Origin of the sequence: Corynebacterium sp. HMSC055G02 (assembly GCF_001809065.1) — a bacterium.
Classification (GTDB): domain Bacteria; phylum Actinomycetota; class Actinomycetes; order Mycobacteriales; family Mycobacteriaceae; genus Corynebacterium; species Corynebacterium jeikeium_D.
In genome coordinates this window covers 12425-34391 of record NZ_KV795634.1, presented here as the reverse complement: position 1 = coordinate 34391, position 21967 = coordinate 12425, and the positions used below count along the sequence as shown (strand labels likewise).

At 61.4% G+C, this 21967-nt stretch carries 14 protein-coding genes; 8 read left to right on the top strand and 6 right to left on the bottom strand.

The window, feature by feature from the left end:
- Positions 1 to 6: 6 nt before the first annotated feature.
- The gene (locus HMPREF2547_RS01435; RefSeq protein ID WP_070547009.1) at positions 7 to 2424 is read right to left on the bottom strand and encodes an ATP-dependent RNA helicase; all 2418 of its coding nucleotides are present in this window, start codon (positions 2422 to 2424) and stop codon (positions 7 to 9) included.
- A 43-nt stretch (positions 2425 to 2467) separates the two neighbouring features.
- On the opposite strand from HMPREF2547_RS01435, the gene HMPREF2547_RS01430 reads away from it, so the two are divergent.
- From HMPREF2547_RS01430 to HMPREF2547_RS01415, 4 genes are all read left to right on the top strand, one after another.
- Positions 2468 to 3361 (top strand): cation diffusion facilitator family transporter, encoded by an 894-nt coding sequence (locus HMPREF2547_RS01430; protein WP_049189821.1) that lies wholly within the window; start codon positions 2468 to 2470, stop codon positions 3359 to 3361.
- A gap of 109 nt (positions 3362 to 3470) precedes the next feature.
- Positions 3471 to 4418: an alpha/beta hydrolase family protein gene (locus HMPREF2547_RS01425; RefSeq protein WP_049189819.1), complete on the top strand. Its 948-nt coding sequence runs from the start codon at positions 3471 to 3473 to the stop codon at positions 4416 to 4418.
- Between the two features lie 12 nt (positions 4419 to 4430).
- Positions 4431 to 4931: a methylated-DNA--[protein]-cysteine S-methyltransferase gene (locus HMPREF2547_RS01420; protein ID WP_049172545.1), complete on the top strand. Its 501-nt coding sequence runs from the start codon at positions 4431 to 4433 to the stop codon at positions 4929 to 4931.
- A gap of 3 nt (positions 4932 to 4934) precedes the next feature.
- Positions 4935 to 5597, top strand: a complete 663-nt coding sequence (locus HMPREF2547_RS01415) for a nitroreductase family protein (protein ID WP_049172542.1) — start codon at positions 4935 to 4937, stop codon at positions 5595 to 5597.
- Positions 5598 to 5608: 11 nt separating this feature from the next.
- Here the strand turns inward: HMPREF2547_RS01415 and HMPREF2547_RS01410 are convergent, their stop codons facing one another.
- Complete coding sequence (locus tag HMPREF2547_RS01410; RefSeq protein ID WP_070604509.1) at positions 5609 to 7669, bottom strand: oxidoreductase; 2061 nt, start codon at positions 7667 to 7669, stop codon at positions 5609 to 5611.
- Between the two features lie 183 nt (positions 7670 to 7852).
- Here HMPREF2547_RS01410 and HMPREF2547_RS01405 point away from each other — a divergent pair, with 183 nt between their 5' ends.
- Positions 7853 to 8614, top strand: coding sequence for an SDR family oxidoreductase (locus HMPREF2547_RS01405; RefSeq protein WP_049193380.1), 762 nt, complete (start codon positions 7853 to 7855; stop codon positions 8612 to 8614).
- A gap of 24 nt (positions 8615 to 8638) precedes the next feature.
- The gene (locus tag HMPREF2547_RS01400; RefSeq protein WP_016421787.1) at positions 8639 to 9370 is read left to right on the top strand and encodes an SDR family oxidoreductase; all 732 of its coding nucleotides are present in this window, start codon (positions 8639 to 8641) and stop codon (positions 9368 to 9370) included.
- An 82-nt stretch (positions 9371 to 9452) separates the two neighbouring features.
- On the opposite strand, the gene HMPREF2547_RS01395 is transcribed toward HMPREF2547_RS01400, so the two are convergent.
- Together HMPREF2547_RS01395 and HMPREF2547_RS01390 are read right to left on the bottom strand one after the other, a co-directional pair.
- On the bottom strand, positions 9453 to 11150 hold the full coding sequence (locus HMPREF2547_RS01395; RefSeq protein WP_049193377.1) for an AMP-binding protein: 1698 nt from the start codon (positions 11148 to 11150) through the stop codon (positions 9453 to 9455).
- Between the two features lie 539 nt (positions 11151 to 11689).
- The gene (locus HMPREF2547_RS01390; RefSeq protein WP_083295689.1) at positions 11690 to 12547 is read right to left on the bottom strand and encodes an HNH endonuclease family protein; all 858 of its coding nucleotides are present in this window, start codon (positions 12545 to 12547) and stop codon (positions 11690 to 11692) included.
- 314 nt (positions 12548 to 12861) lie between these two features.
- Here HMPREF2547_RS01390 and gltB point away from each other — a divergent pair, with 314 nt between their 5' ends.
- Together gltB and HMPREF2547_RS01380 are read left to right on the top strand one after the other, a co-directional pair.
- A complete protein-coding gene (gene gltB / locus HMPREF2547_RS01385) occupies positions 12862 to 17484 on the top strand; it encodes a glutamate synthase large subunit (protein WP_070604531.1) in 4623 nt (1540 codons plus the stop codon).
- The gene (locus tag HMPREF2547_RS01380) at positions 17477 to 19018 is read left to right on the top strand and encodes a glutamate synthase subunit beta (protein ID WP_070604507.1); all 1542 of its coding nucleotides are present in this window, start codon (positions 17477 to 17479) and stop codon (positions 19016 to 19018) included. The genes gltB and HMPREF2547_RS01380 overlap by 8 nt, the downstream gene beginning before the upstream one ends.
- 8 nt (positions 19019 to 19026) lie before the next feature.
- On the opposite strand, the gene HMPREF2547_RS01375 is transcribed toward HMPREF2547_RS01380, so the two are convergent.
- The gene (locus HMPREF2547_RS01375; RefSeq protein WP_070604506.1) at positions 19027 to 21594 is read right to left on the bottom strand and encodes a multicopper oxidase domain-containing protein; all 2568 of its coding nucleotides are present in this window, start codon (positions 21592 to 21594) and stop codon (positions 19027 to 19029) included.
- Positions 21595 to 21726: 132 nt separating this feature from the next.
- Positions 21727 to 21879, bottom strand: coding sequence for a hypothetical protein (locus HMPREF2547_RS10825; RefSeq protein WP_161798520.1), 153 nt, complete (start codon positions 21877 to 21879; stop codon positions 21727 to 21729).
- Positions 21880 to 21967 lie beyond the last annotated feature (88 nt).

The following is a 21967-nucleotide window of genomic DNA, read 5'->3' as shown; positions in this document are numbered from 1 at the left end:
GCTTGCTTAACGACGACGCTTCGTCCTCGCAGTAGCCTGCTCCTCCCACGGGTTCTCCGGCCACGGGTGCTTGGGGTAACGGCCCCGCATCTCGGAGCGAACCTGTGCGTAGGCGCCATTCCAGAAACTTTCCAAGTCCTGAGTGACCGCGAGTGGTCGCTGAGCCGGTGACAGCAAATGCATTGTCACCGGCTTTTCCAATACCTGCGGGGTCTCCGCCAGGCCGAAGCACTCCTGCAACTTCACGGCGAGCACAATCTTTGCCTCAGGGTTCGTGGGGTCCTCCGGGTACTCCAGGCGAATCTTCGAACCGGAGGGGACCTCTAGGCGTTCGGGCACCAGCCGGTCGAAGTCCGAAGCCTCCGGCCAGGGCAGCAGGCGGCGGAGGTGCTCGGCATCTAGCTTGGGTGGGGTCGGGCGGTCCAGCTCGCCAGCAAAGAGGAGCTCGGCCTGGGCCGCGAGCCCTGCGGGGGAGACATCCGGCCATGGGGCACCGCGATGAGTGTGGAGAAAGGCCATGCGGCGGCGGAGTTGTTCGGTGTCGCGGTCGAGGCTGGGGGAGGCGTCGGCAAGCGCTTTGGCAAGCCAGGCGGAGTTGGCGGCAATGCACTGCTCGGGCGTCGGGGAGACCTGGCGGGAGGACAGCTCGATGGCGCCGAGCAGGTCGCGCTCGCGGGCGCGAACGCGGCCCTGTTCGACGCGCGCCGTGGTTTCCGTGTGGGCGAGGTGGCCGGCGGCGAGCATGGCGATTTCCAGGTCAATTGCCTCGCCGTCGCGGATGAGCGCGCGGCCGTGTGAGAGCCGCGAGATGTCGGCGGCCGCAATCCACTCGTGGCCGCGCAGGTCAGAACCGCGGGCGAGTTCCGCTGCGGTGCCGCCGGTGAAAAGGTACTCGTCGGAACTCGCACTGCGCCGTCGCCCGATGAAATCCGGCCACGCCAGGGCCGTGACCAGCGCGGGGATGTCCGAGGGCAGCAGATTGGCGGGGGCTTCAGTATCCAGCTCAATGCGGCGCACCTGCTTGGCCAAGCCGCGGGCATCGGTGAGTTTCTCCACCGCGCGTGCGACCGCGTCGGCGTGCTGCGGCATCATGGCCGTGGCGGTCAGCAGCGCGCGTCCCATGCGCGGATGCACCGGCAGGGTAGCCAGGGTGCGGCCGAGTTCCGTGATGTCACCGGCCTCATCAACAGCGCCCAGGCCAGCGAGAATGCGGTTTGCAGCCTCGGCGTGGTGGGGTGGTGGGGCGTCGAGAAGCTTCAGTCCCTGCATCCCCGGCGTGCCCCACGCGGCGGCGTCGAGGAGCGCTTGGGTCAGGTCGGCGACCTCGATTTCCGGCGCGGGCCAGGCGGGAAAGGACGCGAATTCCGACTGGGAGACGCAGCGCACCACGATGCCCGGGCCCTCACGTCCCGCTCGGCCAGCGCGCTGGTTCGCGGAGGACTGCGCACACGAGCTGGTGACCAGGCCGGAGAAGCCACGCGCAATGTCGAGTCGCGGTCCGCGCGCGAGGCAGGCGTCGACAACGGCGCGCACGCCCGGCACAGTCACGGATGATTCCGCAATCGCGGTGGACACAATTACGCGTCTACCATCCGCTTGCCGACGGAACACGCGGTCCTGCTCCTCGGAGCTCTGCTGGCCGTGCAGCGTCAGCACCGCCACCTCCGAGGAATCCGCGATATAACCCGCGCAGCGTTCCACCTCGCGGATGCCGGGGAGGAAAACCAGCACATCACCGGCGGCTTCTTCCGTGAGTGTGCTGGCCTGGGCGGCAACGTGCTGCAGGAAGTCGTCGGTCACACCGCGTGCATCCAGCCGTTGCGGAAAGGGCGCGTAGCGGATGTCCAGCGGGAAGATCTCCGCCTCCGCCGCCACAATGGGGGCCGGGGTGGAGCCGCCGAGCAAGGCCGCGAACTTCGGCGCGTCCACCGTTGCCGACATAGCGGCAATGCGCAGGTCATCGCGGATATCCCGCAAGTCGCGCACCATCGCCAACACCAGGTCGGTGTCCAAGCCGCGCTCGTGCACCTCATCGATGAGCACCGCGCTGGCATCCACGTCGCCGTCGCGCAGCAGTCGGCGCAGCAGCACACCGGGAGTGACAAACTCAACGCGGGTGGTGCGGGAAACTTTTGCGTCGCCACGCACCGAGTAGCCAACTTCCTCACCGAGCTTCGTGCCCGACAACTGCGCCAACCGCCGCGCCGCCGAGCGCACCGCCACGCGCCGGGGAGCCGTGACCACAATGCGGCCACCCAGGGTGTTGGCCACCGCCGGTGGAACCAACGTGGTTTTGCCGGTGCCCGGTGGGGCCTGGACTACTACGTCGTGGTCGCGCACGGCGTCGGCAAGCGAGGCGAGCTGCGACGCGAACGGCAGGCCTGCAGAAATGTTCTGCAAATTGAACTGGAAATCGGTGCTCATAGAACTGGTAGTAACTCCGGAAAGGCGGGTAAAGTGCCCGCATATGCAGGACTTATCTCGTTTTGGTTGGCTTTCAGTGGGGGCGGCGGTCGTCACCATCGCGCTGAAGTTTTGGGGCTACACTCTAACCGGATCGGTGGGCCTGCTTTCCGACGCGACGGAGTCGATTGTCAATCTGGTTGCGGCAGTTGTCGCAATTATCGTGCTCAAGGTTATCGCGCGGCCCGCGGACCGCGATCATGAGTTCGGCCATTCCAAGGCAGAGTACTTCTCGGCCGGGCTGGAAGGTGCCATGATCTTCGTGGCGGCGGCGGCCATTATTTATGTCTCCATCGAGCGGTTGGTGAACCCGCAGCCGATTGAGCAGATTGGCCTGGGCCTCGTCGTGACCGTAATTGCCTCGGTGATCAATGGTGCGGTGGCGCTGGTTCTGCTTAAGGCTGGGCGCCACCACAACTCCCTGGCGCTGACCGCCGACGGTAAGCATCTGATGACCGACGTGTGGACCTCCGCCGGCGTTCTGGCGGGTGTGGCTCTGGTGTGGGCTACCGGCCTGTGGTGGCTCGACCCGATTATCGCGCTGGCCGTGGCCGTAAACATCCTGGTCACCGGCTACAAGCTGCTGCGCGATTCCGGTAACGGCCTGATGGACAAGGCCATGGAGGGCGACGACCGCGTGGCGGTGGATGAGATTTTGGCCTCGCACCGTGACCGGAGTCGTGGCATCGACGTCCACGAAATCCGCACTCGCGAGTCGGGGTATCAGAAGTTCATTGAGTTTCATGTGCTGGTGCCGGGCGCGTGGAGCGTGGAGCGCGGTCACGATGTGCTTACCGCGATGGAAGATGAGCTGCGGGAGCGTTTCCCAGGTGTGCATATCTCCTCGCATCTGGAGCCAATTGAGGACGAACGCGCCTATGGGGATGTGCAGTTGTAACGCGTGTGAGGCAAATTCCACGAAAGCGCTGAAAGTGATGAGCCTTACACTTTAAGATTGTGTATACAAAATCATGCACTGTTTAAGTCCACTCGAAGGAACTGCATAAATGACCTCCGAAGCCTCAACCACTTCCACTGGGGATAGCCGTTTTTCCGCGAAGAGCCCGAAGTTGCCGGAGCCGTGCCCTCGGCAGGACATCATTATTCCGGCTAATGACCGCGTCCTGCTGCGCGGAACCATGTTCCGCCCGAAGGAGAACCCAGAGAACATTCCCAACGGCATCATCACCGTTCACTCCGGTACCGGTGTGCCGCAGGGTTTCTACCACCGTTTCGCTGAGACCGTGGCAGAAAAGGGCTACGGCGTTATCACCTATGACTACCGCGGAATTGGCCAGTCCGCTCTGAAGACTGACCAGAACAATGAAGACATCCGGATGTCGGACTGGATCACCAAGGATATTCCGGGTGTGATTGAGTGGGCCAAGGAGACCTACCCGGACGTGCCGCACTTCGCTGTCGGCCACGCGGTTGGTGGTCACGGCATCGTCTACGCCGGCTCCGAGGGCACCTATGACGCAGCGGCGTTGGTCAACTGCCGCGGTATGCGTATTTCCAAGGTGCCGTCAGTGGCGGGCAAGGTCCGCGCATTCTTCATCTTCAATATTCTCGGCCCGATTAGCGGTTTCATTACCGGCCATATTCCGGCGTCGGCGTGGCGTCTGGCTGTTGAGCCGCCGAACGGTGTCATGCGTCAGTGGGCTCGCTGGGCTCGCAAGGAAGGCTACTTCTTCGACGACTCCGAGTTCGACTTCGCTAACCGCTTCTCCAAGGCTCCGCAGCCGTTCCTGTCCATCCGCGTTCCGGATGATTACTGGACTGAGGAGTCCTCGGCAGACCTGATCACCAATGTGATGAGCTCTGCTGAAAAGATTGAAAAGCGCCAGGCTCAGCCGGCTGGCGGCAAGGGCGTGGGCTACGGTGGTTACTTCCGCTCCGGTCACGAGAAGGAGTGGGACGAGCTGCTGGCCTGGTTCCAGGCCAACAAGGGCTAAGTAGGAGGTTTTATGGCGATTTCCCAGGTAGAAACGCCTTTCGGCGTGCTTGGAATCGCCACCTCCGCTCGCGGGGTCGTCGAAGTCAATCTCTTAGGCCCCGTGCTTGACGACGACCCCAGCGCCGCCGACCCCGAAGCGCAAGCGGTGGCGGAACAGGCAGCGCAGCAGTTCCGCGAGTACTTTGCCGGGCAGCGCCGCGAGTTTGCGCTGCCGCTGGACTGCGACATATTCACCCAGGATTCTTTCCGCGCTCGTGCGCTGACCGCACTGCGCGACGTGCCGTATGGCCAGGTTGTGACCTACGGTGAGCTCGCTGAAATGGCCGGATCACCCCGTGCCGCCAGAGCTGCTGGCTCGGCCTGTGCCACCAATCCGCTGGGCATTCTGATTCCCTGTCACCGCGTGGTGCCCGCCAGTGGGGGAGCGGGGTCTTTCGGATCCTATGCCGGCGGCCGCGAAATGAAGCGCTGGCTGCTCGAACTCGAAGGTTGGCAAACAGTTATTCTTTAATGCATGACTTCGCATTCTCCGCGCGACCAGTTCGCCACCGAATTTGAGAACATCATCCGCAACCGCCGTGCCACGCGCGTCTACGCTGACGAACCGCTTGACGACGCTGACGTGCGCCGCCTCCTGGAGCTATCTCTGGAAGCTCCCAGCGCCTTTAACATTCAGTCTCGGGCTATCGTGCGCATCGAGGACCCTGAGGTGCGCCAGCAGGTAGTGGAAGCTGCCGGTGGTCAGAAGCAGGTTGCCAATGCGCCGCTGCTGCTCGCCTTCATTGGTGAGCCGACCGGCTGGAAGCGCGGTATTCCACGCCTGGTTGAGGCCAACAAGGCGACTGGCCTGTGGGACGAAGTTGCCGCTGCCGAGCGGGAAGCCTCGATGACCTCCTTCCATAAGGTCCGCGAGGAAAAGGGTCTCTCCCGCGAGTTCGCAATCCGCGACGCCATGATTGCCGCTTCTTTCGCTATGGTCACTGCCAGCGCCTTTGGTTGGGCTAGCTCCCCGATGACGGGCTTTAGTGAGCAGAAGGTCAAGGAAGCTATCGGTGCCGGTGACACCGATGTGGCGGTAGCGCTGTTGCTGGCCATCGGTGTCCCGGGTGAGTTCCCGGCTCACCCGGGCCGTTTCGAGTTCGAGCAGCGCGCCTACACCGACCGCTACGAGGCGTAGCAGCCCTAGCCCTACAGCGCGAGCGCTACCTCAACGGCCTGGCGGATGGCACGCTTTGCGTCCAGCTCAGCGGCCACGTCCGCGCCGCCGATGATGGTGACATTGGAGTTATCGCCGGTGACGCTCTCGCGATTCTTTCCGCCCAGGCAGTCCAGATTGGATACCTGACCAGTACAGACAATCACGTTGTCAACCGCGATGACCTGTGGCTTTTCATCGATGGTGATGTGTAGGCCCTCGTCATCGATACGGTTGTAGGTGACGCCGGTGTACTGCTTGACACCGGCCTTCTTGATCTCCGCACGGTGAACCCAACCAGTGGTCTTGCCCAGGCCCTTACCGATGCGGGAGGTCTTGCGCTGCAGCAGGTGCACCTCGCGCTCAACCTCAAACTCCTCAGCCGCGCCAGAGACCGTGCCCGGCTTGGTCAGACCCGCGCGGAACTCCGCTGGGTCACCGACGCCCCAGGCGTCCTTCCAGGCCTCGATGGTCTGGTTCGGCTTGCGCGTGAGGTACTCACACACGTCCACACCGATACCACCAGCACCGATGACGGCCACCTTGTTACCGGCCTGCTTCGCACCCGAGAGCAGCTCGTCGTAGCGAATGACCTTCTCGTGGTCGATACCGTCAATGCCCGGGATTCGTGGGGTGACACCCGTGGCCACAATCACGTGGTCAAACTTGGTCTTGAGCTCGTCGACGTCGGCACGCGTGTTCAGGTGAACCGGAACTTCGAGCACCTCCAGGCGACGTGAGAAGTACTTCAGCGTCTCGCCGTAGTCCTCCTTGCCCGGAATCTGTGCGGCGAGGTTGAACTGGCCACCAATCTGATCGGCGGCCTCGAAAATCTCCGGCTGGTGACCGCGCTGAGCTGCGGCTTCCGCGAAAGCGAGTCCAGCCACACCAGCGCCGATCACGGCGACGCGCTTGGCCTTGTCCTTCGCAACCGGCACGGATACCAGCTCGGTTTCGTAAGCCGCCTTCGGGTTGACCAAACAGGTGGAGCGCTTGGCCGCGAAGGTGTGGTCCAGGCAGGCCTGGTTACAGGCGATACAGGTGTTGATCTGGTCAGCTCGACCATCGCCCGCCTTGATGGCGAAGTCTGGGTCAGCCAGCAGTGGGCGGGCCATGGAAATCAGGTCCGCATTGCCGTCAGCGAGGATCTTCTCCGCAACCTCGGGGCGGTTGATTCGGTTGGAGGCTGCGACCGGGACGTCGACAAGCGAACGGAGACGACCAGTCAGATCCGTGAATGCGGCGCGCGGCACGGACGTAACGATGGTGGGGACGCGTGCTTCGTGCCAGCCGATGCCGGTGTTGAAGACATCGACGCCAGCCTCGACCAGACGCTGCGCGAGTTCAGTGGTCTCGGACCAGGTCTGGCCGTCTTCCACCAGGTCAAGCAGCGAAATGCGGTACTGAAGCAGGAAGTCCTCGCCCACTTCGGCGCGAATGCGGCGGACAATTTCGATGGGCAGACGCATGCGAGCCTCGGCGCTGCCGCCCCAGTTGTCCGAGCGGTGGTTAGTGCGCTCGGCCAGGAACTGGTTGAGCAGGTAACCCTCGGAGCCCATAACCTCAATGCCGTCGTAACCAGCACGTTTCGCGAGCTTCGCGGCGCGGACATAAGCGCCAATGGTGCGTGAGACATCAAAGCCGGTGAGGCGATGAGCCTTAAACGGGCTAATTGGCGACTGACCGGTATTGGCGGAGCGAGCCAGCGGACTGTAGCTGTAACGACCGGCGTGCAGCACCTGCAGCACGATGTGGCTGCCGTGGGAGTGCACGAGGTCAGTAACGCGGCGGTGATTGTCCGCCATGCGCTTCGACGCCATCATCGAACCGGCCGGAGTCAGCCAGCCTTCGATGTTGGGAGCATAACCGCCGGTGACGATGAGTCCCACGCCACCTTCGGCGCGCCGACCCAGGTAGGCAGCCAGCTTGGGGATATCACGGGTGCGGTCTTCCAGACCGGAGTGCATTGAACCCATGATGATGCGATTGCGCAGAGTTAGAGGACCGACATCGAGAGGGGAGAGAAGATGTGGGAAGTGAGGCTGGTCAGACATGCAACCAGTATCGCGGTTTTAGCGGCTGTGCATGCGGTGAATCGGAAAAATTCCGGCACAGTTTTATATACGTTTCACGTGGAACATCAGGTGTAAAGCACACGCAGTCTTCGGCGCAGGAGGGTGTCGTATGACTACAGTCGGGGATATTAGTAGACGCATGTAGCAAGGAGTTGAGCCCCCATGACCTCTGAAACTTCAACTAATGGCAAGAAAGTAGCTGTAGTTACCGGTGCTTCTTCCGGTATTGGTGCAGCCACTGCCAAGCAGTTCGCAGCTGAAGGTTTCCGCGTTGTGCTGGGAGCCCGCCGCGAGGACAAGCTGGAGGCTGTCGCGGAGGAGATTCGCGCTGCCGGTGGTGAAGCGACGGTCTACAAGGTTGACGTCACCTCTGACGCCGATGTGGCGGCGCTGGCTAAGGCCGAACCGCGCGTCGACGTGCTGGTTAACAACGCCGGTGGCGCCTGGGGCATGGAATCGGTTGAAGGCGCTGTCGAGGAAAAGTGGCGCTGGATGTACGAGGTCAACGTGCTGGGCACCCTGCGCGTCACCCGCGCGCTGCTGCCCGCATTGAAGTCCACTAGCGGCATTGTGCTCACCGTCGGCTCGATTGCCGGCCGTCAGGTCTACACCGGCGGCGCCGGTTACAACGCAGCCAAGCACGCTGAGCGCGCGCTGGTGGAAGTCCTGCGTCAAGAGGTTGCTGCCGATGGCGTGCGCGTCACCGAAATCGATCCGGGGCGCGTCCACACCGACTTCTCACTCGTGCGTTTCGACGGCGACGAGACCAAGGCCGCAGCGGTCTACGATGGCGTTGAGTCGCTGACCGCCGATGATGTTGCCGACATCATTGTGTTCGCGGCCACCCGTCCGAAGCGCGTCAACATTGACTTCCTGCAGGTGACCCCCATCGACCAGGTGGGCGGCGCGAAGCCGAAGAAGTAAACCGACTACATAGAGGAGCCGTACATGAGCATCGATATTGCCGCTGATACCAAGATTGCCCTGGTCACGGGCGCAAGCCGTGGTATCGGCCTGGCGGTTGCCAAGGATCTCTCCCGTGATCACCATGTCATTGTGGGCGCTACCAGTGCTGAGTCTGCCGAGAAGGTGGCGTCGCAGTTGCCGTCGGCAAGCGTATTCGTTGCTGATCTGGGTGATACCGACGCCGTAAACGCGGAAGTGGCAAAGCTGTTGGAGGCGCTCGGTGGGCGCGGGCTGGATGTGCTCGTGCACTCGGCGGGCGTGTACGTCGATGGGGACGTGGCGGAGGTTTCGCGTGCGGACTGGTCGCGGATTATGGACATCAACGTCGTCGCCGTTGCCGACCTGACCCGCCAGCTGCTGCCGGCGCTGCGCAAGGCGGAGGGTACGCTGGTGACCATCAACTCGGGCTCGGGATTCCGCGCTTCAGCTGGTACTTCGCCGTATGCGGCGTCGAAGTTCGCACTGCGGGCCTTCACCGATGCGCTGCGCGAGGAAGAGCGTGGCGCGGTACGAGTCAGCTCCGTGCACCCCGGGCGCGTCGATACCGATATGCAGGTTCAGCTGCAGTCGAATTGGCACCGCGATGATGCGGATTGGCGTTACGACGGCACGAAGTTCATGCGGCCTGAATCGATCGCAGCCGCGGTACGTCTGGCCGTTGATACCGGAGCGGATGCCAACGTGGATGAAATCCAGGTGCGCCCGCGCGGATAGCCGTGTAAAAGGTAGCGGAAATAAGCAAAAAGTGTGCCCACCAGGCGGATAGCCGGTGGGCACACTTTCGTGTGCAGGCTTCTTACTGAGCGTCCAGATTCAGGCGCTCGTGCATTGCCTTGACCTCGCGCGGGACAACCTTGCCGATGGCGTTGCGCGGCAGGGAGTCGACGAAGAAGACGCGGTCCGGAGTGGAGTGCTCGGCCAGAGTTTCGCGGACGTACTCGCGCAGCATGTCCTCGGTGAGGTTCTTGCCGGCCTCATTGTCCTCGCGGACAACGTAGAGGAACAGGTCAGCGAAAATCTCGTCGTTTTCGTTGCTGCCGTGGCAGAAGACATCGGCGATGCCCGGCACCGGGCCCAGAATTTCTTCGACCTCGCGTGGGAAGACGTTCTCGCCGCCCTTGATCACCATGTCGTCGGAGCGACCACAGATGTACAGGTAGCCGTCCTGGTCGATACGGCCGAGGTCACCAATCTGGAACAGGCCATCGACGGTGGTGAACTTGTCCTTCTTGTTCAGGTAACCGATGAAGGAGAGCTCCTGAGCGGTGTGGATCATGCCAACCTCACCCGGCTCGACTTCCTTGCCGTCGTCACCCAGGATGCGAACCTTGGCGCCAATTGCCGGGCGACCTGCGGAGTCCGGGCGGGCTGCGAGGTCCGCGCCGGATGCGATGGAGCACAGGCCGGCCTCGGTGGAGCCGTAGAAGTTACAGATAACCGGACCGAAGCGGTGAGTCAGCGCGGAGACGAGCCAGCCCGGGATGGCGTTACCAGAGGAGACAATGAAGCGGAACGGGCCAATCTTGCGGTTCGGCTCCTCATCCAGAACGTCCTTGATTTGGCGCAGGAAGAAGGCCGCGGAAATCATGCCGTTACAGCCGTACTGTTCACACTGGTCAACAGCCTTCTTCGGGTCGAAGACACGCATGGTGACAATGGTGGAGCCGGTAGCCATGCCAATCAGCACATTTGCCCAGCCCCAGGCGTGGAACATGGATGCGGACTGGTGAATGACCATGTTGCGGCGCCACGGAATACGATCGGCGATTGCACCCACAGTTGCCGGTGTCTTCGGCTCATTGCGCAGGACACCCTTCGGGATGCCGGTGGTGCCGGAGGACATGATGATGATGCGTCCCTGCTCCGGCTTCGGATCTAGCTTGGCGTTCGATGTACGACCTTCTTCAATGAGGTCTTCCATGAACACGAAGTTCTTGCCCGCGTTCTTGCGGGTCTCCGGCTTGGTCACGGAGGTAATAACGACGGTGACATCGTCGAGGTCTTCTGGCAGGTTGCCCAGGAACTCGTCATCGACGAACAGGAACTTGGCCTTATTCTGGTCAACGACACCGCGAATCTGAGTCGGGCCGGAGCCGATGTTCATCAGCATAATTTCGGAGCCGATGAATCCCTTGATGGCCATCGGCAGGATGATGCCGCGGCCGTTGCGTGCGATAACGCCGAAGCTGGACTTCTGGGTCATGCCACGGTCCATCAAGGCGCGAGCCAGGGCGTGGGCGTTGTCAAGCAGCTGAGAATAGGTGAGTTCACCGTCATCGTCGACAAGGGCGAGGCGATCCGGGTAGCGCAGCGCACTCATGGAAATCAGGCTGGCGACGGAGAACTTCAGGCGACGCAGGTAATCGAGAATCTTCGGCGCCGTCTTCGGAGTCATGTACAGGGCACCAGTACGCAGGAGTGGTGGAATCGACTGGGCAAAAGCCTTGATTTGGAGCCCAAGTGGTACTTCCGGAGCCTTCATTTCAGCTGCCATGGGTGAGAATCCTCCAAGATGATGGACAAGCGATTAATAGCGCCAAGCGACTCTTTAGTCACACTGACACCATCAGTCACGGTAGTGCGATTTTGTAACAACCAGACTTTAACAAACCTGTGCCGCGTCAAAAAGTAGTTTCCACGAAGAAAAGTAAAAAATACGCAGTCGGCGTGCGCAATGCTTTACGACGGGTACCTTTTCGCGTACGGGCTCGAGGATACAGTGTTATCAAACAGTTATAAACCGACAGGAAGCAGTGAATATAACGAAAGGATAACACTGCGGTAACGAATTCAATTCTGATATTGACGTATATAACTCTATGAACCCAGGGGTTTTCGGTTGGTTTGTTTGACGGGGCGGGCAGTAGCTGAATGGCGGTCGCCCCCAGAAATTAGGGGGCTAGGAATCTTCTGAAAAATAGAAATGTTCGAGACTAGGAGGGGCGGAGGTTGCGAGTGCGTAGCTGAATAGGTGGCATATTCGCTGGCTTGAGCCTCGGTGTGCGGCATCGGTGAGCGTCGGAGGAAGTTGCCCTAATTCAGGGTTAGGGCGGCAAGTGTGGGCTCATCCTCTGGTGTGCAGGTAGAGAGCCAACGGTCGATGGCATCGTACTCCGCCTGTGTGAGCCACAGGTGGTATTTCTGTTTTACTGCCACCTGGCGAGCGACATACTGGCAGCGAAATGGCTTATTGGCGGGTACCCAGGATGCGGCATCGCTATCCCGCTTCTGTTGATTGGCGGGGCCATCGACGGCCAAGAGGTTGAGGGGGTCATTGGCAAAGTCCTGCCGAACCTCGGGCGGGAGTTGCTGTGCCCCCTTTTGCCAGGCGTCGCTTAAGGCTACGACATGGTCGATTTGAACGGCAGAAGAGGTATCGCGGCCACGCTGGAACTCAATCATCGTGCCGGTATAGGGATCCAGTAATTGCCCTGAAAGCACGACGCAATCGTGGCTATTTGGTTTGTACTCCTTATTAATAAGGTCACGATTCAAAATATCGTTTCGCGTGTCACATCCGTTGTGCCCAAACTCGGCAGAGACGTCGTCGCTCCAACGTTGCCCGAACTCATCGCGCGCATAGCCGGTTTTCGGTGCGCGCCCTTTTACCTCCAGCTGGTTGAGGGCGCTACGGATGCCGTCGATAGGCGATGTGCCGGGCGCTGGGGTGTCCGGGGCGGCGGGGGCGTGGGGCACTTCGGGAATCTCGGGCGCGGGTTCCTCTGGCTCGGGCGTAAATGCGGGTGCCGGTGCCGGGCTGTATGACTGGCTCTCTGGAGTGGGGGCTGTGGGAGCCGTGCAGCCGCTGAGGATTGTCGCTGCGCCGATAAGGAGGGCGAGGCCCTGCAGTGGCGAGCGGAAACGACGGTTGGCGAGCATGGAGCTAACCATAGCGGTGGGGGCGGATTGGGTATGGAGAGAGGTGTGCTAAAGAATCGAACAATTGTGCGTAGTTAGCGGGGGTGGTAGCTCGATTAGGGGGTTATGGCGTTAAAGCGGGTAGTAAAAGCCCGGTTTTAGTCGAACGGGAAGGGTGTTCTAGCTCCTTCGGGGGTGGGTAAATATAGCTAGTTCCCTAAATACGTATTGCAATACGCCTAGGTGAAAGTGCATTGTTAAAACAGTTGGAAATATAGATAACCCGTGTCCCCCAATTGGCACATTGCACCTACAAGGGGAAAACAGCCATGACAGCTAAGACAGCCATGACTCTGACCGAAACAGCGACCACATTGCCTCGTGGTCCTCAGAGGGAAGGTCTCTACCACCCGTCGAACGAACATGATGCGTGTGGCGTGGCCTTTGTTGCCGACATTTACGGTCGCCAGACTCATGACATTGTCGAAAAGGGCATTCAGGCACTGGTCAACCTCGACCACCGCGGTGCCGCCGGCGCTGAGAAGACCACCGGCGACGGTGCCGGCATTCTCATTCAGGTTCCGGATGCCTACTACCGTGCTGAGCTGAGCAAGGAAGGCGTCATTTTGCCGCCGGCTGGCACCTATGCCACCGGTATTGCATTCCTGCCGCAGTCGCGCATGGCCACCCTCGATGCCATCCGGGCTATTGAAGACATCTGCGCCGAAGAGGGCATCGAGATCTTGGCATGGCGCGATGTGCCGATTAACGCTGACGGGCTTGGCCAGATGGCTCGCCAGGCTATGCCGGTGCTGCGTCAGCTCTTCGTTACCGCGAAGAACTACGAGGGTCGCCAGCTCAGCAATATCGATCTCGACCGCAAGATGTTCTTCCTGCGTAAGCGCTGCGAGCGTGAGCTGGGTGAACAGGGCGCCGGCGAGGGCTCTGGTGGCGACACCGTGTATTTCCCGTCGCTGTCCAGCCGCACGATCGTCTACAAGGGCATGCTGACTACTCCGCAGCTGAAGGATTTCTACCTTGACCTGCAGCAGAAGGAAGTCACTTCCGCGCTCGCCATCGTGCACTCGCGCTTTTCCACGAACACTTTCCCGTCCTGGCCGCTGGCACACCCGTACCGCTACGTCGCTCACAATGGCGAAATCAACACCGTGCGCGGCAACGAAAATTGGATGCGCGCCCGCGAGTCGCTGATTCGCTCTGGCAAGCTGGGCAACATCGACCGCGCGCTGCCGGTGTGCGACCCCAACGGTTCTGACACTGCGCGTTTCGACGAGGCCCTGGAGTTACTGCATCTCGGTGGTCGTAGTCTCCCGCATGCGGTCATGATGATGGTTCCGCAGGCCTGGGAGCACGATGACAACCTCAGCCCGCAGGTTCGCGCGTTCTACGAGTACCACGCCTGCCTGATGGAGCCGTGGGACGGCCCCGCTGCCATCTGCTTTACCGACGGCCAGGTCATCGGTGCCACCCTGGATCGCAATGGTCTGCGCCCGGGGCGCATCTGGGTGACCGACGAGGGCCTGGTGGTGATGGCCTCCGAAGCTGGTGTCCTGGATATCCCGCCGGAGCAGATTGTGCAGCGCACGCGCGTGCAGCCGGGGCGCATGTTCCTGGTGGACATGAAGGCCGGTCGCATTATTGAGGACAAGGAGATTAAGTCCACGCTGGCCGCCACCGGTCCATACGAGGAATGGATCAAAGAGGGCCTGGTCGACATCACCGACCTGCCACGAGAGCGCTACCAGTACATGCCGCATGCCCGCGCGGTGTTGCGGCAGCGCGTCTTCGGCATCACCGAGGAAGACGTTGACCTCATCATCCGCCCGATGGCACTCACCGGCGCGGAGGGCCTGGGTTCGATGGGCTCAGACACGCCGATTGCGGCACTGTCCAACCGCCCTCGCATGCTGTTCGACTTCTTCTCGCAGCGGTTCGCGCAGGTTACCAACCCGCCGTTGGACTCGCTGCGCGAAAAGTCCATCACCAGCATGAATACGTTGCTGGGTGCAGAGACCAACATCCTGGAGCCCACCGCCGATGCCGCCCGTCGCATCCGGCTTGAGCATCCAATCCTGGACAACCACGACTTTGTCACCCTGTGCCAGGCGGGCAAGAACGAGGAGTACTCCGAGTTCCGTGCCGAGGTCATCTCTGGCCTGTACCCGGTCGCCCGCGGTGGCCGTGGCCTGCGCAACGCTATCCGTCGTGTTCGCCGTGAGGTCTCTGAGGCCATTGACCGTGGTGCCCGACTGATTGTGCTGTCTGACCGTGAGTCCAACGAGCGCTTTGCCCCCATCCCGTCGCTGCTGCTGACCTCCGCGGTCCACCACCACCTGGTGGAGGAGCGCACTCGCACGCGCGCCAGCCTCATCATTGAGGCTGGCGACGCCCGCGAGGTGCACCACATGGCCATGCTGCTGGGCTTTGGTGCCGATGCCATTAATCCGTACATGGCTTTCGAAACCATCGATGAGCTGCGCATGAAGGATCAGCTTGGTGATCTGACGCTGGATCAGGCCTGCTCGAACTACTGCAAGGCCGCCTCTAAGGGCGTGCTGAAGGTCATGTCCAAGATGGGTATCGCCTCACTGCAGTCCTACCGTGGCGCTCAGCTGGCCGACACCGTCGGTCTGTCGCAGGAGTTCCTGGACGAGTACTTCACCGGAGCTGTTTCTCCGCTGGAAGGTATCGGTCTCGATGAGGTCGCAGAAGATGTTGCGGCTCGTCACCGCAGCGCATTCCTGCCGCGTCCGGAAGAGCAGGCCCACCGCGAGCTGGATCTCGGCGGCGAGTACAAGTGGCGTCGCGAAGGCGAGTACCACCTGTTCAACCCGGAGACCATCTACACGCTGCAGCATGCCACCCGCACTGGTCAGTACGCGGTCTTCCGCGACTACACCAACAAGGTCGATGAGCAGACCAAGCAGCTGGCAACTCTGCGCGGCATGCTCGAGTTCGCCTCCGACCGCGAGCCTATCGACATTGATGAGGTCGAACCGGTCTCCAGCATCGTCAAGCGTTTCTCCACCGGCGCGATGAGCTACGGCTCCATCTCTGCGGAGGCACATGAGACGCTGGCCATCGCTATGAATCGCCTGGGTGCGATGTCCAACTCCGGCGAGGGCGGCGAAGATCCAGACCGCTTCGAAATGGAGGCCAACGGCGACTGGAAGCGCTCTGCCATCAAGCAGGTCGCATCGGGCCGCTTCGGTGTGACCAGCCACTACCTGTCCAACTGCACCGACATCCAGATCAAGATGGCCCAGGGCGCAAAGCCCGGGGAAGGTGGCCAGCTGCCACCGAACAAGGTCTACCCGTGGATCGCGGAAGTCCGCATCACCACCCCGGGCGTGGGTCTGATCTCGCCGCCACCGCACCACGACATCTACTCAATCGAGGATTTGGCGCAGCTCATCTACGACCTCAAGAACGCCAATCCGCGCGCCCGCATTCACGTCAAGCTTGTCTCCGAGCAGGGCGTGGGCACCGTCGCCGCTGGTGTCTCGAAGGCGCATGCCGACGTCGTGCTGATCTCCGGCCACGATGGCGGCACTGGTGCCTCGCCACTGACCAGCCTCAAGCACGCCGGCGGTCCGTGGGAGCTGGGGCTCGCTGAAACCCAGCAGACCCTGATGCTCAACGGGCTGCGCGACCGCATCCGCGTGCAGTGCGATGGCCAGCTCAAGACCGGTCGTGATGTCGTGGTCGCGATGTTGCTGGGTGCTGAGGAGTTTGGTTTTGCTACCGCTCCGCTGGTGGTTGAGGGCTGCGTCATGATGCGCGTCTGCCACTTGGACACCTGCCCAGTCGGTATTGCCACCCAGAATCCGAAGTTGCGGAGCAAGTTCACCGGCCGTGCCGAGCACGTGGTCAACTTCTTCACCTTTATTGCCCAGCAGGTCCGTGAATACCTCGCTGAGCTGGGTTTCCGCACCATCGATGAAGCGGTCGGACATGCCGAGTGCCTGCGTCCGCGCAAGGATCTGGGCAACCTTCCGCGCGTCGCAAAGCTTGACCTGGAGCGAATCCTGCACGTTGCCGAAAGCCCCTTCTTTGCGGACCAGGATTCCTACTGCACGAAGGCGCAGGACCACGGCCTTGAGGGCGCGTTGGACGAGCGCCTCATCGACGAAGCGCAGCCCGCGCTGCGTACGGCGCGCGCGAATGGGCTGGCGCCGACACCGGTATCGCTGCACCATGCCATCAGCAATGTGAACCGTTCCGTGGGCACGCGCCTGGGGTATGAAGTCACCAAAGTCGCAGGTAAGCAGGGGCTTGCCGACGACTCCATCGTCGTCAACCTGCTCGGTTCCGCCGGTAACTCGCTGGGTGCGTTCCTGCCGGCCGGTGTGACCATCAAGCTGGAGGGCGATGCCAACGACTTCGTCGGCAAGGGCCTGTGCGGTGGCAAGATTGTGGTTCGACCTTCACGTTCGGCCCCGCCGACCGCGGATGTGGCTACCGACACCATTGCCGGCAATGTCATTGGTTTTGGTGCCACCAGCGGTGAGATCTTCGTCCGCGGCACTGTCGGTGAGCGCTTCTGCGTGCGTAACTCCGGTGCTACGGCCGTGGTCGAGGGCATCGGTAACCACGGTTGCGAGTACATGACCGGTGGCCGCGTCGTAGTGGCGGGCCCGGTCGGTCACAACTTCGGCGCCGGTATGAGTGGCGGTATCGCTTACCTGCTGGATAACGAGGCGACGCGGGCGAACATCAACACCGAGCTGGTCGATATTGTGCCGCTCGATGATGAGGACATCAGCTGGTTGGAGGCCACGCTGTCGAAGCACCGCAAGCTCACGGGTTCTAAGACTCGGTTCCCGGCTGCACAGTTCATCAAAATCATGCCGCGTGATTACGCCCGAATTCTCGACGTAGTCGCGAAGGCAAAGGACAACGACGCTGACATCAACGAGGCAATCATGGAGGCAGTAACCAATGGCTGATCCGAAGGGGTTCATGAAATTCCAGCGCGAAGAGCCTGCTCATCGCCCGGTTCCGCTGCGTCTGATGGACTGGAAAGAGGTCTATGAGGAGGCTAGCAACGAGCAGGTGCAACAGCAGGCGACCCGCTGTATGGACTGTGGCGTGCCGTTTTGTCACTCGGCCTGCCCGCTGGGCAACATCATTCCGGAGTGGAATGACCTGGTTCGTCAGAACCGCTGGCACGAGGCTTTCGAGCGCTTGCACGCCACCAACAACTTCCCCGAGTGGACCGGTCGCCTGTGCCCGGCTCCGTGCGAGGGCGGTTGTGTGCTCGGCATCAACGACGATGCCGTGACCATTAAGAACATCGAGCTGGCCATCGTTGAACGCGGCTTCGATGAGGGCTGGGTTCAGCCAATTGTGCCGACTTTCGACACCGGCCAGCACATCGCTGTCATCGGCTCCGGGCCAGCGGGCCTTGCTGCAGCACAGCAGCTTACTCGCGCCGGGCATGATGTCACGGTCTTCGAGCGCGACGACAAGATTGGTGGTCTGATGCGCTACGGTGTGCCGGATTACAAGATGGAGCAGCGCTTCCTCGACCGCCGTCTTGAGCAGATGGAGATCGAGGGCACCGAGTTCCGTACCAACGTCTCACCGACAGCTGCTGACCTGGCCGATTTCGACGCAGTTGTGCTGGCTACCGGCGCATCGCTGGCCCGCGACCTGCCCGTCGATGGCCGTGATTTGGAGGGTATTCACCAGGCTATGGAGTACCTGCCGGGAGCCAACCGCGTTGCCGCAGGCGAGCTCGACACCCCGCCGATTGATGCGAAGGGCAAGAAGGTCGTTGTCATTGGCGGCGGTGACACCGGTATCGACTGCTTCGGTACCGCGCTGCGCCAGGGCGCGGCGTCCGTCACGCAGTTCGATATTCGCCCGCGTGCGCCGAAGTCCCGTGCGGCGTCGACTCCGTGGCCGATGTACCCGCTGGTCTGGCGCGTGGCGACTGCCCACGAAGAGGGCGAGTACACCATCACCGGTTCCGAACCGCCAGAGGTTACCGAGGCGCTCGGCCTTAACGCTCGCGTCACCGGCGAGACCCTGGGCAAGCGCGTCTTCAACGTCAACACCGTCTCCTTCCACGGCGAGGACGGTCACGTGACCGGCCTGTCCGCCAACGAGGTCGAGGTCATCGATGGCAAGCGTGTGCCTATGGAGGATACGGATTTCGAACTCGATGCCGACCTAGTTCTCATCGCGCTGGGCTTCTCCGGTCCGGAGCGCGGTGGTCTGTCGCATGAGCTGGGGATTCAGTTCAACGATCGCGGTGTGATGATGCGTGACGACGACTACCTCGCCGTGCGCAGCGACATCGAGCAGAACTTCGACGGTCCCGTGTTCGTGGCCGGTGACAATGGCCGTGGTGCCAGTTTGATTGTGTGGGCTATCGCCGAAGGCCGCGCCTGCGCCGAGGCCGTGGACCAGTACCTGATGGGCGAGTCCAATCTGCCGCGCGCTGTCGAGCCAGAAGACGCTCCAATTAAGTTGTAAACCCTGGTTTAGTTCACCACTATGTTGCCGCGTGCCCCCATTTCGGCATGCACCATCTGGTGGTCAACAAAGCGGTACGTGCCTGGCTCCGGGAATTCGGCCTCAACATAACCGCCCTGCGCGGCACCGAGGTCAAGGGCTTGGGCACCGCCCACGCCGTCGTCAAGCAAAAGCGCGCCCTCCTTGTACACGCGATGGAACTGCGTGCCGACGATATGGAAGCTCGTGCCCTTGTTGGGGCCGGCGGCAAGTACCCAGAAACGTACCGTCTCACCTGCGCGAATGCGAATTGGGTGGGTGAGATACTGGTCGGGGTAGCCGTTGAACTTGTAGATATCGGGGTCCTCGGCCATGGTCTTGTCGGCGTCGGGGCCGTCCTCGCCCCAGTAGCTTTCCGACTGCACCAGAAGAACCTCGTGGTCAACATCAGTGAGATTCGGTGGGTCGATGATGACGGCACCGTGCATACCGGCAGCGATGTGCATGGACATGGGCATGGTTGCGCAGTGGTACATCCAGATGCCCGCGCGGTCAGCACGGAAGCGGTACTCAAGCTTCTCACCAGGGGCGATGTCGCGCATTGGCTCGTCCGGCGAAACAATGCCGGCGTGAAAGTCGATGGAGTGACTCATGGTGCCGTCATTAATGAGCGTGACGACGAACTCGTCGCCCACCTTGCCGCGCAAAGTTGGCCCCAGCGGTTTGCCGTTGAATACCCAATGCTGCTGCTCGACGCCAGGGGCAGCGTAGCCGGTGAATTCGCTGGCCCGCAGCGTGACGTGGTGAACCGTGGCGTCCTCGGCGGGCTCTAACATCGGGTTGATGGTGGGGGAGTCCGGACCGGGCTGTTCGCCGACATTCCCGAGTGCGCCTGGCGTTGCGTGGTCGGAGTGGCCGCTGTTCCCGGTGCGGTGTGAATGATTCGAGCCACCTGCATTGACCGTGAGCGTCATGCCCATCTGGCGGTGACCAGCAATGGTGCACCAGCCGTCAATGTCACCGGGAACAACCGGCACTTCAATGGTGGCGGAGTTGCCAGGGGCGACACGTCCGGTGTCCTCGCCGGTGGCCAAGCGCAGATCGTGGACCTGGGAATCAGCGTTGACCATGGTGATGACCAGTCGGTCGCCGGGGTTCGCCTCTATAACGTTCGGGGTATAGGTCATATCGTTGGCAGTAACCGTCACCTCGACGGTATCTCCGGTGGACGCAACATCACCGGTGGTTTCAATGCTTCCTGTACCGCCACCGCCACCGCTCAGCGCAACGCCGACGGTTACTACCAGGCCCAATACAGCCAGAGCAGCGGTCGTTTGAGCACCGAGTCGACGTGCAGTTGCATGCAGTTCGACCGGTTTCGGCGGTGCTTCCTTGTTCGCCCGTGCCTTCTGACTCTCTTTTAACGCACCAATCTGAGCCTTCGCGGCACGGCCGACAAGTGGCAGATAAGACACCAAGGCAAGGGAGACCATTGCGGAGACCGCCACTTTGGTCCAGGAAGGCAGCGGCATTAGCCACAGTGCCAGACCAATATTGATGGTTGACCAGCGGAATGCGCCCGCGCGGTCAAGTTCCTTCATACCGGCAGAGACTGGGCCAGCACCTCCGCCGATGGTGGCGGGCAAGAGTTGGCTCATCATGCCGATAAGCAACTGGGCGCCGAAACCGATTACCAGCGGCAGCGTGAGGGATGAGATTACGAAGCCGTCGTCAAGCGCCTTGACTGTGGCGACTGCGAGTGTGCCGATTAGCCAGACGACTGCAGCTGCAGCAGACAACGCCGGGTAGCTGAGGCGGTCGCGCGGGTCTTTAGCGACAGTCATGACGTTGTGTGCCCACGGGATGGCGGCTATGACCCAGCCGATAGTGATAATGCCAAGGCCGACGGAGTCCAACCAGTTGAAGCTGGTCAGTGCACCGATCGCAGTAATTGCGATACCTATGAGCTGTACTGCTAGTGCCAGCTTCGGGCGGGAATGCGGCGACATCCGGGTTCGCCACAGCGCTGGGAACATGGTGATGAGCGTGCCGCAGGCCGCGAGCCCGAGGAAGCCAATGAGGTTGACGGTTTCGTGTGCCAGTAGGAGGTCGTCGTGAAGCGCTTTGCCCTTAGGAGATGCGAGGATGGCGCCGAGTGCAGCGCCGATGGGCAGTAGGCATGCCGACGCGACGTAGTGTGCAACGGAGATGGCGAATGGCCGATCGCGCTTCGCTACCAGGTCGCGTCCGAGGGAAAACGCATGCCATGCGACGGCGACGCCGACGACCGTCGCGCCGGTGGTGGTCACTGGCCACCAGTCACCGAGCTTGCCGACGACCGTCGCGACAATACCTACGTTGAGCAGGTAAATATTTGCCAACTGAATCTTCCGATTGCCAACGGGCACGTCGATTTTCAGTAGCTTTTCGGTGAAGTGGCGGCCCCAGATGAGGATGGAGTTGGTGACGGCGCCGAGGGTAAAGAGATGCACCAACAGCCAACGGCCATCGGTGACGAAAGGGTGAATGAGTGCTGCCACAATGATGGAGGCGAACCACCAGCGCACTGGCATACCGGCCTTGCGATGCCAGGACATGCGGCGCTTCTTGCCAGGCTTAGTAGGCGGTTTGGTTGTGGGGGATTGGGGTTCTGGTGTGGCGTGCGACGACATATATCAATAATACGCATACTGGGTGCGCATTTAATATGGGCGCATGTAAGAGTGCTTTTATTTGGTCGGGTCTTCGCCGTTTTTGTGGGCCTGCCAGAACTGTGTGGTCTTCTGTGTCTGACCCATCCGGTTTTGAATCAGCATCAGGGCAGCAAGGAAGGGCTTCCGGGTGATGAAAGCGCGTGCCCGACGCATTGATGATGTGCTCACGGGGAAGTGTAACCCTTTTGTCAAAAACGATTGTTTGAGTATTCACGCAAATACTTCCTTGAATAAATATCTCAATAAAGAGGTGATT